The following is a 14482-nucleotide window of genomic DNA, read 5'->3' on the forward strand; positions in this document are numbered from 1 at the left end:
GCGACACAATTTGCTGATTCGCGAAACGTGTCGCGCGTTATCGCTTCTTCTCGCAGCCCATGCAGTGCTCGCAGTTCAGGTGCCGACATAGCCAGGCTTTGACCCGCTGCCAGTACGTGACCATGAACAGGTGTCGAATGCCGGCCAGGGCCAGGGCTATATGCAGGGTCAGGCCGGCAGTGGTCGGGCCGAACAGGAAGCTGTCGTGCCGGGTGGTGACCACGTATGCGCTGATGGCGATCGTCGAGTAGATCAGTTTCCCAAGGATGCCGTCCCTCACCTTCCCGCTCACCACGCACCAGAATGCCCACAGGGCAATCATGCCGCAGGCAATGGAATTGATCAGTTCAAGATTCATGGTGGATTGCCTCCCCCGAACCGCTGGCGGATGAACGCCCAGAGGTCAGCGGCTTTGATGGCCCGAGTGATCGCGGCGATAAGCGATCCGCCGAAGGTTCCCAAGAGGAAGCCGACACCGGCAACACTGCGCGGCTCGACCACTCCGAAATAGGCACTGATCAGACCCGTCAGGTAATGGGCGCAGACGGCACCCGAGAAAATAAAGATGGCCCAGGCCTTTCGGTCTACCAGATCATCGCGGTGCCAGAAGCTTGCGGCTATAGCGCCAAGCAGCCCAGCAAATGCCCAGTCGAGCTTCTCGAACAGGCGCTGTAGTAAATCCATGCGCTCGACTCCATGGGCGTGAGCAATAGGCCATAGGCCATGTAGAATCCCTTTGTCAAAAATCCCAAGGACAAGGGCATGAAAACAAAACTCCCGCTGATACTTATCTCATCGCTTAGCTTCGCGACCGCAGCACATGCAGGCGACTTCACAAACGCAGAAATCTGCAAGGCGGCAATCTCCGTAGAGATGGGGCGCCCCACGAAGACAATGAAAACCAGCACCGTCGACCCGTATCCAGAAATCCACTACAGACGCCCGGATGGGGACTCCTTCAAATATCGCTGCCAAGTGAGCGGTGATCGGGTGATCTGGTCGGCGTTCATGGACGACACCCAGGAATGGGGCCGCTGGCGAAACAGGTATTCAGAAGGCGATGCCTCCACGACATATTCAGTTTCGAAGGGGATCTTGACGATAATGAACGATCAGTCGGGCGATCAAAACTTCAAGAAGAAGGACTTCTGAGGCCCTAAAATAGGTGCGCAGTCTTTCCCGCTGTCTGCCGTAGGCAATCACACCGTCGACGCCCTATTGCATCGATCTCGCTGTTCAAGTCTCGCGCCACCCGGAAAGCATGTTAGGTCAAGGTGCGCGGGCTGCCGGTGTTATTTCCGTACGCCGTACTGTCCGGCTAATCGGCGTCCAGGTCGTCACGAGGGCTGTCCTGGCTACAGGTGAATCTCGGCCAATAAAAACCCGGCACACGGCCGGGCTTTCAGTTACGTCTCGCTCAGTGAGAGCTTGCGATCTTGCTGAGCTTGATGAGGACCTGCTTCAGCCTCTCATCGTTTATTCCGAGCTTCTCCAGAGTTTGATCTGGATTTTCGGTCAGCGGAGCCAGGGCCTTGATATCTGCAAACGAAACAGTTGCAGCCGGCTCACCCTGCTCATCAAAAAATTCCAACATAGCGACTCCTTGCGATTGGTTTTTTGGCGCGTGGTGCGCCAAATGCAATCGTATAGGAATCACCAATGAAAAACCCGACGCGGTGGCCGGGTTCAAAATAGGTGCAGATGGCCGATGCTGGTCTCCGGCTTGATTCGTCTACGCGTTGGTTTGTCGATCCACCATCGAATCCGATCCCGCTCTCTGCGCATCAGCCTGCGCATTCATCCGCATAACGTGCGTCTCTTCCCACGATGCCCGCCAACGCCACCCCGCAAGCATAATCGAGGACTATGTACGTAGACTGCAGGTGTTCTGCTGTAGCGCGTGACAAACCGGCGATACCGCGTCCAGGCCCCGCCCGCAGGTCCATCCTGGCTATGGTTTCACGCCCACATAAAACCGAAAAAGCCCCAGCGAATGCCGAGGCCTTGAGAAGCGTCGATTGTTCTAGAACACGGCTGTTGCCACTTGCTTGCCAACCATTGCCGGTAGAGGGATTAGGATTTCCCACCGCGGCGGCTGGCGCGGGCCCACTGCAGGCTGATGATTAGACTCCAGCCCATTCCAATAGGAGCATGCGTATTCAATACGATGAGCCAACCCGACTTCATAGTCGAGCCAATTCATGTCATGCCTAGACCATCGGGCGGCAAAAATCTCGTAGATAGGAACGGGGCGAATGGGAGTTGGCTTTATCGCACGCGCAAACTCAATAGCTTGCTCAACAGTTTCAGCGGCGAAAATCGAGCAATTTCTCGACCATGGAAAATCAACGATATTCAAAGCATTTTCAGCACAGAACTCACGAACCACCGCATCCTCCGCTCCAATATCGGGCTGAGATTGAATCCGCGACCAGTAAACCGAGCCGAAAACTGATAACCCTCTCTCGTCAACCAGTAATTCCTCGCCAGTTTTGAGAGTTGAATTCCTGTCCGCGTGAAAAAATGTGCGCATGCCGGTGCCCTCTTCGAGAGCAGAACACTACAGTAGCGCAAAGCAATAAAAAACCCGACACTTGGCCGGGTTTTCTCTTTGGTGTCGCGCTTGAAAAGCTGAACACGGTGCTATGAAAACAGAGCTATTCCATATGGACAACTCTTTTTTTCATGCTGCGTCCCTCACCCGCTCCAATACGCAATCCACCCATGCAACACCGGCTTTAATCAGCTCTCGAGCCTTGCCTTCGCTCATGCCGTAGTGGCGTCCGACTCGCACCGCGGCCCATTTCGCGCCGTAGTAAAGCCAGATCATGTCGCCCATCTGCTGGTCTCGCTTGCAGAGCCTGGCCACCGCACCATCGACCACTCCCGCCAGTTCGTCCGTGATGACATAGGACTTGGAGGTGGATGGCATCACTTCCCGCATGATGGCCATCATCGGCGAGGCGTAGCTGGGAATCCCCATCCCATCCATGCGCCACCAGCCCCATTGCTCCAGCATGTACTCGGTATCGCCCAAGGGGCGCTGCAACGGCTTTCGAATCATCATGCTGCTTTCCTCGGGTCAGGATCACTCAGGCCGAACAGATCTCGAAGCAAGCGGTCAGCCGCGGTCTTCTTCGCATTGCCTTCCAGAAGCCAGCGCTGGCCATAATCATGAAAACCGATCTGCAACCGGCTCGAGTGCCAACTGGCGACCATGTCCAACAGAGCCGCCAGCGCGGCAGGCCCTCCCATTTTGACCTTCGCCAACTCCTCGCCGGCGATTTTCAAGAACTGGCACTCGATATCGCTCATGGCTTTGCGCGGCAGTACCGCTTTGACGTTACTCATAGTCTTTCCTCCCCTTGCCGTACTTGCTCGCGTAGCTCGATCGGCCTATTTCGACCTCCTCATTGCTGGGAGGCTGGCCTTCGAAGTCGACGAACCGTACGAACTTGCCCTGCTGCTGGACCAAGCAAGAACCAACACGAGCGTGGCGAACCTTGCCCACGATCAGTTCGGTGATCCCGTTCTGCCCTTCCTCGCTTTCCATGTCCTTGTGCACCAGGATCACGACGTCGGCGTCCTGCTCGATCTGGCCGGAGTCGCGGATATCGCTTGGGCGTGGACGCTTGTCGGGGCGATTTGTCGATCCGCGGTTGAGTTGCGCCAGCACGATTACTGGAATCTTGAGTTCCTTGGCCAAGTTCTTCAGAGCTGTGGATATTTTCCCCACCTCCAAAGATCGGTTCGAACTGCTCTCCGCGCTGATCAGCTGGATATAGTCGATCAGCAAGATGCTGAGCCCTTCCCGTCGCTGGCACTGACGGGCAATCGAACGGATACGCGCCACCGTCATGCCGGCCTGGTCGTTTACGAACAGCTGGGCATTCATTAACTCGCCAGCGGCACTGGTAAGCCTCGGCCAGTCATCGTCCTCAAGCTCACCGCTGTCGAGCGCGCTCAGGTTGATCCCGCCAATGGAAGCCAAGCCGCGGGTAATCAGTTCCTCCTTGGTCATTTCCATGGAGAATGCCAAACCGGAACCGCCGAGCTTGCAGGTGACGTGCTGGGCTATCTGAAGGCCAAGGATAGTTTTGCCAGAACCCGTCAGGCCACCAATTACAACCATGTTGCCCGGGCGCAGGCCGCGCACCAGCTCGTCCAGCTTTTCCAGGCCGGTGGAAAGGCCCGTGGGCATTGTCTTCTTGTACTTGGCGTCAATGGTGTCGATCACCGCTGGCAAGATGTCGCTTGCCTTGTAGTAATCCTGCTGGCCGTCGTCATCAAGGTCGCGCAGATCCGCAGTAGCCTGCTGCGCCATGGCAATCACTTCAGATAGCGGACGCTCCTCATTCGCGGTGTCGTTGATCACACAGGCCGCATCAACGATCTGCCGAAGGACTGCCCGCTCCCGGACAATGCGCGCGTATGCCTTCCAGTTGGCGGCGCTCGGCACGTTCATGGCTAACTCGCTGGCGAGAGCGATCGTCGGCTGGCCACTGGGAAGGTTCTGACGACGATCACTAAGTGTGACGACATCAATTGGAACCCCAGCAGCGTTACAATCAATCATGACTTGATAGAGCGCTGCGTTCTCCAAGTCGTGGAAGTCAGCCACAGCCACCTTGCTGGATATCTCATCGAAAAGGTCGGGTTTGCGCAGTATTGCCCCGAGGATGCCGAACTCGGCCTCATTGCTGAACAGTCCACGGCTCATACGTCACCCCGTGCCGAAGCCCAGCGAAACACCACCACGATGCCGCTCTTGTCCCGCAGGCGATCCACCGCCCGGTCGCCGAGGCACTGACGGAGCTCAGTGACACCCAGGTTGCTCACTACGATTGTCGGCTTCACCCGCTCGTATCGGCCATTGATCACCTCGAACAGGACTTGGCGCTCGAAGTCGGTCCCGTGCTGGACGCCAACCTCATCAATCACCAGGAGGTCGGGCCGGATCAAGTCCTCGTAGACATCCGCCTCGGTGCGGCCGCGGTTGCCAAACGTCGCCTTCACGTCACGAATGATCGAACCGGCGGTGGCGTAAAGACCTCGTAGGCCCTCGAGGGCATACTCGCGAATCACCGCTTGCAGCATCGCCGTGCCCAGGTGGGTTTTGCCTGTGCCCACCGTGCCCAGCAGCATCGCGGAGCGGCCGACCAGGAAGTTCTCATCGAATGCCTCGACGAATCCGCCACACGCTGCGAGCGCTTGGCCCTGTGCTGGCGTGGCTGCGTTCCAGTTGGCCAGCGTGCAGCCCATGAATCGGTCAGGGATATCCGTGTCCAACAGCCGCTCGTTCAGCAGCCTGCCGCGCTGGATATTCACGGCCTGAAAGCGCTGATCCAGATCTTGCGAATGGCGTGCATCGAAATGACAGCGAGGGCAGCCGAACCAAACCGGATCGGTTCCGAACTGTTGCACGAGGTGATCAGGAAAGCGTCCATGCTCACGGCAATCGCCCGCCCGGGTTTCCAGGGTGTACTTGGGTTTAGTGGTCATAGGGTCACGCTCGCAATTCGGTAGGTGCCGTCGGCCTGTTGCTCAAGGCCGTCTTCGTGGTTGATCTGGTCCAGGTTGGTATGGCGGGACTGCTTGCCGCCGGCCGGCTTCAGCTCGTCTGTCCAGCGCTCGCCGTTCAGCCAGGTCGAGGCGTTCGGGATGTAGCGCCCACCGTCTTTGGTCCAGTCCTCGGAAACGCAGTGGCTGCCCAGGGCGGTGATCAAGGTCTGGCGTAGCTCGTCGTTCGGTGCAAGCTTCGCCCAGGCTTTTGCGGCGTCCTTGCGGGACTTCTTCTTCGGGTACAGTTTCCAGAACTGATCGAAGCCCTCTGCCGTATCTGAAATGACCGTAGGTTTAGGTTCCTTGACTGGTTCATAAGAGTGACTGGTTCTGGGGGCAGCTCCTGCCCCACCCCCTGGGTTATCTCCTGCCCCAGGTGGGTTATCTCCTGCCCCACCCCCTAGGTCAGGAACTGCCCCACCATCAAGCGACAAATGGAAAACGTTCGACTGATTCAGTTCGCCTTTTCGGCGGTACTCACGGCGAAGAAAGCCAGCCTTTTCCAATTCGCGAATATGCAACTTCACCGTCGAGCGGCCGATCTCGCACTGGTCAGCGATGTGCTGGTAAGACGGCCAGCACTCGCCCTGATCGCTGGCGTTATCCGCCAGCTTGACCAGCACCAGCTTGCGCAGCGGGTTCCCAACCTTCGTTTTCATGGCCTTGACCATTAGATCCATGCTCATGGTCAGATCTCCAGCTCGGCGCAGACGCGACGGATGAATTCGTCGTAGCTCTCAGTCATGACGACGCCGCGATCCTCCAAGGCTCCCCGGGCGGCCTTGGCCATGCCGTAAACCTCCCAGCGATCGCGTTCAGAAAGGTGACGGCAGTTCGAATAGTTCGGCCAAGGGCCGGCGACCACTTCGGCAGTGGCGGGCAAACTGCCCAAATCCCGGGTAGTTGTTTTGGTGGTGGTGGTCATTGCAGAGTCTCCCCTGGCTTGCGGCACAGCCCGGCGCCCATGGCCTCCACCGAGCCGCCAGACAGGCGCAGGACCAGCAACCGGAGCGCTGTAGTGGAGTCAATGGAGAACGTGCGAGCCTCGTCCAACGCCAAAGCCTGCGGCGTGTGTTCCATGATCAGGAGTCGAACGCGGTCGCTGTAGTTGAACGCCGCGCAAGCCAGCTGTTGATCGGTCAGGCCTTCGAACGCTTCATCAGGCAGACACGCGACCGGGTACACGACGACTGGGATTTTGTTTTCAGGGCGCGGCTCACCCGCCAGCAAGTGGCGGGTCATTGCCTCGAAGTGATCCTGGGCAACCTGCCTTGCATCGTGACCGGTCCTGCGCCTGAACAGCACTTTGAGCGCGTAGTAGGCGCGATACAGGTCGATGTGCGTGTCATCCTCCTTCTCGATGGAATATTCAGGCTCGTCGATCACCTCCAGGGCATCCTTGACGACCTCGAAGCACTTCAGCAGCAGGGCTGCGTCTGGATACTTCTCGAAGTGCGCCTCATCAATACGTTCCACGAGCTGCGCCGGCGGGGGGAAATTCAGTACGTTTTTCATGCGGTAGTCCTCAGGCACAGCTTGAAGCGGCCCTGCTGAATATCGGGATGGGTGGCGCGCTCGGGCGTGACGAAGGTGCACTCGGCGGCGAACCGATCAAAGCGGCGGGTGATGTCGGCCTTGGGCCAGATCGCGTATGGCTGGGCACCGTCATCGGCGTGCTTGCTGCGCACCATGGCGAACGGCAAGGGCGCTCCCGGGATATCGCGCATGACAGCGTTGATGACCCATTGGGGAAGCCCCAAACGCAGGTTGACGCGCTCACGAATTGAGGTCATTGACTCGAAGCCTGCTGGCCTGGAGTCCAGGTAACGCACCTGTTCAACATTGGCCACCCGGGTTTCGATCCGCTCCAGCGCGACCTGCTGCTCCCGTTGCTGGCGCTCGACGGCAACCAGATGGTTAGCGTTGGCGGCGGTGATTTCGGCCTGGGTCATGGGGCGGGCCGCCTGCTCTTCCAGGGCCTGCCAGCGATCTACCAACACAGCGGTGAATTCCGGGCAGAGCTGCGCCACAACCACGAAGCTGTCGCGCTTGCAAACGTGGTAGACCGCCTCCGTGCGTGGGCGGCCCAGACTGTCGCTGGATTGTTCGTCCCCCACTGGGGGTTGGACGATAACGCCGCGCTCGGCCAGGCGATCGATCGATTGCTTGACCTTGTCATGCCGAGAGCCGACCAGGTCAGCGATCTCGCGAGAGGACATGGTGACGGCATCACCGCCTTGGAATTTGGCGATGGTCATTGGTCACCTCCACCTTTGCGCGACACATTCTTCTTGCCAGCGTTTTGTGTCGCGACACCGGCCTTTTCGAATGCGGCCGCGGTGCGCGTCTCAAGGGTTTCGCGCTCGGCGTCGAGCTGGTTGTGCCAGTCGTCAGCGTTGAAAATGGCCAGGTTCGCCACGGTTGCGTAGTGCTCGTCATGGCCCTGGATGAGCCGATCCTCAAGGACGTGAAGAACGCCCCGCAGCCAGTTGATGTGCTCCATTGCGCAAGTAATCTGAAACGTTGCGTCCTGGGCGATGCGTTGCTGCTCGTTCATGCGGCACCATCCTTGGCCATCGCGGCCTCGATACCAGCGTGAGAGGCGTAAACAAGGGCCAGCGCTGCGTCAGCAGCTAGATACACAAGGGTCGCCTCATGGGTGCATTCGGTGACGTTCATCAGACCGCGCAGACCGGCGACTACTGACTCCAGATAGCTGGATGCGGCATCTAAGGAGTCGACTACGGGCACGCCCCCGACTGCCGCTAGGACAGCGTGGTTTCCGGTTACGCAGTGCTCATGCTCAAGGGTGAGAATTTGGCTTTTCATTGCGCACTCCCCTCTGCGGCGTATGCCTCGATGCCTTTTTCAGCCGCCCAAACCAGCGCGCTCACAGTCTCGGCCAGGAAGCCCAACGCTGCGACACCGTCGCAATAAGCCAGCTCGCCCATGTTCAGGCTGTCGTGAAGATGCCGGCAGATCTGGCCCAGGCCTGACGAGAGAACCTTGGCCGTTTGGAGTGCGTCTTCGACGTTCGTGCCGGCCGCAATGGCGAGCATTTGGATGCCTCGATTGTCGATTGGCGTTTCGCAAAATCCGACATGGACAGTTAGCAACGCTTGCGCTGCAGGTGGTGTGGTGCTATTTTTTGGGTGCATGAATTCGTCCTCCAAAGAACGAAGAAGTACCTAAGCGCTTGCTGTCACAAGTGCCGATTGAGAACCCGCTTGCAGGCGGGTTTTCTGCTTTCTGGGATTCAGAAAGTCAGAATTTGAAGCAGGCGCGCGGTCAGGGCGGTCCTGTGGTTTGTAGAATTGGTGCGCCTGCGTGTTTCATTCTTGATGTCCTTCTACTGGGGTTTTATCCAGTTCACATAGGATACTTTAGGTATCCAGACAAGCCACAACCAGACCTGCGCATCCGAGGAACACAACTCGTTAGCGTCCTGGGAATTTGCTAATTTCTTTCGCCGATGCAGTGCCATCGGCCGCCAGGTCCACAAAAATGGTCCTGCCTGCTGCGATTGCTTTCGACAAAGCTGGACCAGTGCAATCCAGATCTATCGCCGCCTGCTTCCGGCCTTTGCGCTCAATAAAATCTTCGAGTGGAATGCCGCTCGATACGTGAGTCATTGGGTGGCCTGCGAGGTACTGGATGAATGAACAGATGGATTGCCCGACTCTTCAGAGATCAGTGATAGGCGTATCGTTTTACTCAGCATCGGGCCATTTCCAAGCCTTGAGCTCCTCGCGGCACACGAGGGAAAGCTTCTAATTTCTATAGCGGTGAACGTCCCGTCGAGCTGTTCAATGACGAGAACATCTCGACCGGTACGAATGGCCTTGCTCAGCGCACCTTGAGTCATACCTAGAAGCAAGGCTGCCTGTGGCTGACCGCGATCCTTTGCAAAATCTTTCAGATTGATCCGCTTCACGGCCAATTCTCCAAATAGAACTTTGGGAAAATAGTACCTATGGCATTTTCACAAAGCAATACCTTTGGCATTTGTTAAACTATTACCGATGGGAATATTATCGACTGATGAAAAAACCATTACCTGCTGACCGTAAAGAAGAATGCCTGCGCTTGAAGGCAATTTTCACAGCCAAAAAGAAGCAGCTGAAGCTGACTCAGGAAAAGCTGGCTGAGCAACTCGGGATTAACCAGAGCTCTGTCTCACACTATCTGAACGGTGTGAACCCGCTGAACACAGAGATAGCGGCTGCATTCGCCAAAATCTTGGACGTGCCAGTTTCTGACTTTAGTCCGCGCCTGGCGGGGATCATTGAGATGGTGGCGTCGTCGCGCGTCACCGCTGACTCATTTCGGACAACCTGGGCTAAAGCTGCTCGCATTATTGATGCCCCGCCACGCGAGCAATACGTCCTGATTCCGCAGTATTTGGACGATAATTCTTTCGTGCCCAACGTGAACGACGAGCATCGCGGGCTGACCGAAGGTATGGTGTTCAGGCGCGGATGGCTTCAAGAGATGGGAGTCTCGTTTAGCAGTCTCAACATCGTTTATGCCGGCGACGATAGTATGGCGCCACATATTTTGTCCGGCGACGTGGTCATGATTGATACGTACAAGCCGACCTTGAAGGACGGTGAGGTATATCTCGTCCGTATGCCTGATGGCAGGACCAGCGTCAGGCGGGTAGCGCAGCAAATTTCGGGAAACTGGATGCTAAGGTGTGACAATCAAGACAAGCAGCTCTTCCCCGACGAGCTGATCCCAAGTTCAGCAGCCGTCGAGCTCCCATTGATTGGAAGAGTGGTATGGCGCGGGGGCAGTGTGAGGGTATCCAGACCTTAGCCGAAAAAGCCGCCGCTTTGAGCGGTTTTTTTTGGCGCGTGAAAATTAATATTGCCAAAGGTATTTACTTAGATAATTACCTTTGGTACTTTTTGCGCCATCGCACTCTGCATGGAGCTTCACCAAATGACCAACAGCACTCTTACCGCCGGCAACTGGCAGGGCAACCTCAAGATGGGTCTGGCTCCTCGCGAGCTTGAAGCCACCCTGTGGGCTGCCGCCGATCTGACGGTGAAGCAAATTGGTCGTGCAATGAGTATCAGTCCAGCCACCGCAGAAAAGCGACTTGAAAACGCCCGCTTCAAGCTTGGTGTCAAGACGATGCGCGGCCTCGTGCTGGAGGCATTCAAACGTCAGATCATCAGCCCCTTGGTCATTGCTCTCTGCGCCATTCTCGTTGGTCAGTCCGCTACCAGCGATAACCCGATGAGCCGTGTACGTCGACCTGGCGAACGCAAGATTGAAACCCGCGTGGCGGTCCGCCGCATCGAGGTTGCCCTCACCGCTTAACCCAACCTGATTTTTTGCGAAAGCCAACAACGCGGCCGGGATTCACTTGGCCTGGAGAAAGCCAATGAGCACAAATCAATATGATTCACGCACCGCTGACAAATTTGTTGCGCGCCTGCCAGACGGCCTGCGGGCAGACATCGAAGCGGCGGCAAACGTCAGCGACCGCAGCATGAACAGCGTGTTTGTTCAAGCGGTCCGCCAGTATCTCGATGTCCAGCGGCGCCAGGAGCTCCTGCTGGACGCGCTGGCCAGTGCTGCAAACATTCCGGCACATGGCGACCCAATGCACATTGATGATCGCGTGAAGCTCATGGCTGACCCTCGCGATCTGTTCATCGCGACAAACCCTATCGGCGCCACCAACAATGAACTAACAAAGGGTCCTAGCGGATTCGTCGACGAATGCACTCATGCGGACTACCTGATTTTCCTGGCTGGCTACAGGGCGGCGATCAAGGAACCAGAAGGGACGGAGGCGCAGCCATGACAGCCACATCGCCAATTGGCAGCCGGATTGCTCTTCAAGACGAGTTTAGCCAGCTCGGCTTCCGCCTGGTCCGCTTCGGTCAGGCCATGCAAGAGCCCAGCACCACCGTCAGCGAACTGATGCGCCTGGCCCAGGCCTGCGGCATTAACCTGAAACTGCGGGTTGTTGGTGAGTCCAGCGACAACGCCGAGCGGTGAAGCTATGCGCTATGTGACCGTCAGAAAATTTGCCAGCGAGTCTGGCTACACAGAAGACGCGATCCGCTCAAAGATCCGTGACGGGATCTGGCGGCTCGGTGAGATATGGATCAAAGCGCCGGATGGCCGGACGCTTCTCGACATAGAAGGATATGAGTCATGGGTAGAGGCGGGCGGGGAGTTCGGGCAGTCTCCGATTCGAGTATCGAAATCACGTTCATGTATCGGGGCGTCAGGTGCCGCGAGCGCATCACACTCAAGCCCACCGCCACTAACCTGAAGAAGGCCGAGCAGCACAAGGCGGCGATTGAGCACGCGATATCGATCGGCACCTTCGACTACTCGGTGACGTTCCCAGGATCCGGCCGGGCCGCGAAGTTCGCCCCCGAAACGTCACGAGAAACCATGAATGGGTTCTTGACCAGATGGCTTGAAGCAAAGAAGAGACACGTGGCCAGCAGCACCTTCGACGGCTACCGCAAGCTGGTCACCCTGCGCCTGATCCCCGCCTTTGGCGATACCTTGCTGGTCGACCTCAAGCGCAAGGCGGTGCGTGACTGGCTGGACACTCTGGAGGTAGGCAACAAGACGCTCAGCAATATCCAGAGCTGTCTGCGCTCCGCACTCAATGATGCGGCGGAGGAAGAGTTGATCGAGCTGAACCCCCTCGCCGGCTGGACCTATGCCCGCAAGTCCGCGCCGCCGAAAGAGGATGATGTAGACCCCTTCAGTCCGGAAGAGCAACAGGCGGTGTTGGAAGCCCTCTCCGGCCAGGCTCGCAACATGATGCAGTTCGCCTTGTGGACTGGACTGCGTACCAGTGAACTGGTCGCGCTGGACTGGGGCGATATCGACTGGCTACGCGAAGAGGTAATGGTCAGTCGAGCAATGACCCAGGCCAGCAAAGGTACGGCTGAAACCACGAAGACTGCAGCCGGACGTCGTAGCGTGAAGCTTCTCAAGCCTGCTATGGAAGCGTTGAAAGCTCAGAAAGCTCATACGTTCCTGGCGGACGCCGAAGTCTTCCAAAACCCGCGCACGCTCAATCGGTGGGCAGGCGATGGTCCGATCCGGAAAACGATGTGGGTACCAGCGATGAAAAAGGCCGGCGTCCGGTACCGGCGTCCGTACCAGACTCGCCATACCTATGCATCAATGATGTTGTCTGCAGGCGAGCATCCAATGTGGGTGGCCAAACAAATGGGACATACCGATTGGACCATGATCGCAAGAGTCTACGGAAGATGGATGCCCCATGCAGACACTGAGGCGGGAAAAAAGGCCGAGTTGGCTTTCTGTGAAACAGGCAATAAACAATTGCCTGCACATTCAAAGGGATAGGATTTAACCTAAATTTAGATTTTGACTGTGTGTGAACGCTGACTCAGAATGCGGCGATTAAGCACTTGCCTTCCACATTCGGAATAGTTCCATGCCTCAAACAAACGGACTTGAATTTCTCGAACCGCTGCCGGAAAGCTGTCCACCTACGTCGGTGAACGCTCCAAACGAGCCAGTTTTGTGGCGGCTGATTAAATCCGGGTCGCCCTCGGCGGAAGACTTTCACTCTCAGCGAGAACGATTACCAACCCGTCATTATGATGACGAGTGCCTCGCTAGGTCGGTTTCGCTTGTGACTTCTCTCGCGGTTTGCCGAGCTGTAGTTAAGAGTCCAAGAATGAAATTCAGCCACGCCGTTCCGATCACTTGTGATCCGTCATATGGAATCTGGCACAAGGATAGCGAAACGCATGTTAATTGGTGGCCATATGTGACTATCGACCCAGTCAGTCTGATTGGGGAAGTGGAGGCGCTAAATGGCTAAGCTGACGATAGAAAAAGTTTTGCTTAGTTATGAGATACCTTTGGTAGTTCTCGCAAAGTCGGGCACCGGCGATAGATTTCTTGGATTGAACTATGATGACACGGAAGTAGGGCACAAGTTTTATTTCTCCCGCATAAAAACCGAACACTTGAAACTTCTATATGCCGAAAAAATAGACGTTCATTACGTGGTAACCAAGCTTCATAAAGGAAAATATGAACTCGGCGAGCTATGGGGGAAAGCTGGTGAAGAGTTCAAGACCAAACGTGCTGCTGAAATAGCCCCCGATATCCTTCCAGAGCCGGGGATGTTTATACCGGGCCACGCTCAAGAAAGTCTAAACAGTGATTACAAGGTAGTAGAGATAGATGGAAGATGGGAAATCAGCGACCTACGAAAATTTTCCGATCTAGTCCAAGACTGCTATTCGTTTGGATTTGCTTTGTTAGGAGCTACCGGGAACGCTGCAAAGGCGAAAATTGATTCACTCTTCCATAAGCACCCGTGGAGAGGAGGCTTCAGCTCAGTAAATTTTTTCAAAGAACTTTACAAGAACATTCCCCAAGAAGATCGAGCAGGAATCAGGGAGATCAATTACGCATCTCCTGGAGAAATTAAGTTTTACATGAACGGTGACGTAGCCGACTCCATCAGAGAGTTGGTTCTAGACATCAATGATGATGAAAGTCCGGCTCAGGAAAGTTACAAGTCTGCCAGAGCGTTCCTTCAAAATAGGAACTGGCTCAGCAAGTCCGATATGGACATTGACTTGTCGAAGTCCGACCTCACTGAGCTTACTGAGCTACTCAACTCTAGCTGCAAAGCGTTTGGCTTGGAGGAGCATAGTGCGCATATCCTAGCCCTTGCCAGCGGCGACCCACTTTCAGCGGTAAAAATCGTGCTCGCTTACTTCAGGCGCCTGCAAGGACTTGCCGACTATGTAGCGACGGGGAAAGCGCAGGACATATTCAGGGACGCTCGCGCAGCAGAATGACAGCAATATGGCAGCTTGAGGGCTGAAAGCCGCGAAATACAAGGGCTGGATGCGGGTTCAAATCCCCCCGGCTCCACCACTTCATC

The 14482-nt window shown here is 56.4% G+C and carries 24 protein-coding genes; 7 read left to right on the forward strand and 17 right to left on the reverse strand.

Annotated elements, in window-relative coordinates:
* Positions 1 to 37: 37 nt before the first annotated feature.
* Both J3P84_RS23740 and J3P84_RS23745 read right to left on the reverse strand, forming a co-directional pair.
* Positions 38 to 358: a hypothetical protein gene (locus J3P84_RS23740; protein ID WP_028236773.1), complete on the reverse strand. Its 321-nt coding sequence runs from the start codon at positions 356 to 358 to the stop codon at positions 38 to 40.
* Positions 355 to 684, reverse strand: coding sequence for an MFS transporter (locus tag J3P84_RS23745; RefSeq protein ID WP_434626211.1), 330 nt, complete (start codon positions 682 to 684; stop codon positions 355 to 357). Before J3P84_RS23745 ends, J3P84_RS23740 begins: the two co-directional genes overlap by 4 nt.
* Before the next feature lie 78 nt (positions 685 to 762).
* Here J3P84_RS23745 and J3P84_RS23750 point away from each other — a divergent pair, with 78 nt between their 5' ends.
* Positions 763 to 1152, forward strand: a complete 390-nt coding sequence (locus J3P84_RS23750; RefSeq protein WP_434626212.1) for a hypothetical protein — start codon at positions 763 to 765, stop codon at positions 1150 to 1152.
* Between the two features lie 265 nt (positions 1153 to 1417).
* On the opposite strand, the gene J3P84_RS23755 is transcribed toward J3P84_RS23750, so the two are convergent.
* The 15 genes from J3P84_RS23755 to J3P84_RS23825 form a co-directional block, all read right to left on the reverse strand.
* Positions 1418 to 1594: a hypothetical protein gene (locus tag J3P84_RS23755; protein ID WP_434626213.1), complete on the reverse strand. Its 177-nt coding sequence runs from the start codon at positions 1592 to 1594 to the stop codon at positions 1418 to 1420.
* A 429-nt stretch (positions 1595 to 2023) separates the two neighbouring features.
* Complete coding sequence (locus J3P84_RS23760) at positions 2024 to 2533, reverse strand: hypothetical protein (protein WP_434626214.1); 510 nt, start codon at positions 2531 to 2533, stop codon at positions 2024 to 2026.
* A 150-nt stretch (positions 2534 to 2683) separates the two neighbouring features.
* Positions 2684 to 3067, reverse strand: coding sequence for an antiterminator Q family protein (locus J3P84_RS23765; protein ID WP_434626215.1), 384 nt, complete (start codon positions 3065 to 3067; stop codon positions 2684 to 2686).
* Positions 3064 to 3351 carry a hypothetical protein gene (locus J3P84_RS23770; protein WP_186651775.1) on the reverse strand — a complete coding sequence of 96 codons (288 nt, stop codon included), beginning with the start codon at positions 3349 to 3351 and terminating at the stop codon, positions 3064 to 3066. The genes J3P84_RS23765 and J3P84_RS23770 overlap by 4 nt, the downstream gene beginning before the upstream one ends.
* A complete protein-coding gene (locus tag J3P84_RS23775; RefSeq protein WP_434626216.1) occupies positions 3344 to 4720 on the reverse strand; it encodes a replicative DNA helicase in 1377 nt (458 codons plus the stop codon). Before J3P84_RS23775 ends, J3P84_RS23770 begins: the two co-directional genes overlap by 8 nt.
* Positions 4717 to 5502 carry an ATP-binding protein gene (locus tag J3P84_RS23780; protein WP_434626217.1) on the reverse strand — a complete coding sequence of 262 codons (786 nt, stop codon included), beginning with the start codon at positions 5500 to 5502 and terminating at the stop codon, positions 4717 to 4719. The genes J3P84_RS23775 and J3P84_RS23780 overlap by 4 nt, the downstream gene beginning before the upstream one ends.
* Positions 5499 to 6248: a helix-turn-helix domain-containing protein gene (locus J3P84_RS23785; RefSeq protein ID WP_434626218.1), complete on the reverse strand. Its 750-nt coding sequence runs from the start codon at positions 6246 to 6248 to the stop codon at positions 5499 to 5501. The genes J3P84_RS23780 and J3P84_RS23785 overlap by 4 nt, the downstream gene beginning before the upstream one ends.
* A gap of 2 nt (positions 6249 to 6250) precedes the next feature.
* A complete protein-coding gene (locus J3P84_RS23790; RefSeq protein ID WP_434626219.1) occupies positions 6251 to 6487 on the reverse strand; it encodes a hypothetical protein in 237 nt (78 codons plus the stop codon).
* Complete coding sequence (locus J3P84_RS23795; protein ID WP_434626221.1) at positions 6484 to 7077, reverse strand: hypothetical protein; 594 nt, start codon at positions 7075 to 7077, stop codon at positions 6484 to 6486. The genes J3P84_RS23790 and J3P84_RS23795 overlap by 4 nt, the downstream gene beginning before the upstream one ends.
* On the reverse strand, positions 7074 to 7820 hold the full coding sequence (locus J3P84_RS23800) for a Rha family transcriptional regulator (protein WP_434626222.1): 747 nt from the start codon (positions 7818 to 7820) through the stop codon (positions 7074 to 7076). Before J3P84_RS23800 ends, J3P84_RS23795 begins: the two co-directional genes overlap by 4 nt.
* Positions 7817 to 8119 (reverse strand): hypothetical protein, encoded by a 303-nt coding sequence (locus tag J3P84_RS23805; RefSeq protein ID WP_434626223.1) that lies wholly within the window; start codon positions 8117 to 8119, stop codon positions 7817 to 7819. Before J3P84_RS23805 ends, J3P84_RS23800 begins: the two co-directional genes overlap by 4 nt.
* Positions 8116 to 8391, reverse strand: a complete 276-nt coding sequence (locus J3P84_RS23810) for a hypothetical protein (RefSeq protein WP_434626224.1) — start codon at positions 8389 to 8391, stop codon at positions 8116 to 8118. Before J3P84_RS23810 ends, J3P84_RS23805 begins: the two co-directional genes overlap by 4 nt.
* Complete coding sequence (locus J3P84_RS23815; protein ID WP_434626226.1) at positions 8388 to 8720, reverse strand: hypothetical protein; 333 nt, start codon at positions 8718 to 8720, stop codon at positions 8388 to 8390. The genes J3P84_RS23810 and J3P84_RS23815 overlap by 4 nt, the downstream gene beginning before the upstream one ends.
* A 279-nt stretch (positions 8721 to 8999) precedes the next feature.
* Complete coding sequence (locus J3P84_RS23820; RefSeq protein ID WP_434626227.1) at positions 9000 to 9194, reverse strand: Cro/CI family transcriptional regulator; 195 nt, start codon at positions 9192 to 9194, stop codon at positions 9000 to 9002.
* Entirely contained in the window at positions 9191 to 9496 is a 306-nt protein-coding gene (locus tag J3P84_RS23825) for a Cro/CI family transcriptional regulator (RefSeq protein ID WP_434626228.1), read from the reverse strand. Before J3P84_RS23825 ends, J3P84_RS23820 begins: the two co-directional genes overlap by 4 nt.
* Positions 9497 to 9603: 107 nt before the next feature.
* Here J3P84_RS23825 and J3P84_RS23830 point away from each other — a divergent pair, with 107 nt between their 5' ends.
* The 6 genes from J3P84_RS23830 (at position 9604) to J3P84_RS23855 (ending at position 14396) form a co-directional block, all read left to right on the forward strand.
* A complete protein-coding gene (locus J3P84_RS23830; protein WP_434626229.1) occupies positions 9604 to 10380 on the forward strand; it encodes a LexA family transcriptional regulator in 777 nt (258 codons plus the stop codon).
* A gap of 126 nt (positions 10381 to 10506) precedes the next feature.
* Positions 10507 to 10890, forward strand: coding sequence for a response regulator transcription factor (locus J3P84_RS23835; RefSeq protein WP_434626231.1), 384 nt, complete (start codon positions 10507 to 10509; stop codon positions 10888 to 10890).
* Between the two features lie 64 nt (positions 10891 to 10954).
* A complete protein-coding gene (locus J3P84_RS23840) occupies positions 10955 to 11380 on the forward strand; it encodes a CopG family ribbon-helix-helix protein (protein ID WP_434626232.1) in 426 nt (141 codons plus the stop codon).
* The gene (locus tag J3P84_RS23845) at positions 11377 to 11577 is read left to right on the forward strand and encodes a hypothetical protein (RefSeq protein ID WP_434626233.1); all 201 of its coding nucleotides are present in this window, start codon (positions 11377 to 11379) and stop codon (positions 11575 to 11577) included. Before J3P84_RS23840 ends, J3P84_RS23845 begins: the two co-directional genes overlap by 4 nt.
* 159 nt (positions 11578 to 11736) lie before the next feature.
* Positions 11737 to 12918 (forward strand): Arm DNA-binding domain-containing protein, encoded by a 1182-nt coding sequence (locus J3P84_RS23850; RefSeq protein ID WP_434626234.1) that lies wholly within the window; start codon positions 11737 to 11739, stop codon positions 12916 to 12918.
* 476 nt (positions 12919 to 13394) lie between these two features.
* Entirely contained in the window at positions 13395 to 14396 is a 1002-nt protein-coding gene (locus J3P84_RS23855; protein WP_434626235.1) for a hypothetical protein, read from the forward strand.
* Positions 14397 to 14482 lie beyond the last annotated feature (86 nt).

It is taken from the genome of Pseudomonas sp. Z1-29 (assembly GCF_051131995.1).
GTDB lineage: Bacteria > Pseudomonadota > Gammaproteobacteria > Pseudomonadales > Pseudomonadaceae > Aquipseudomonas.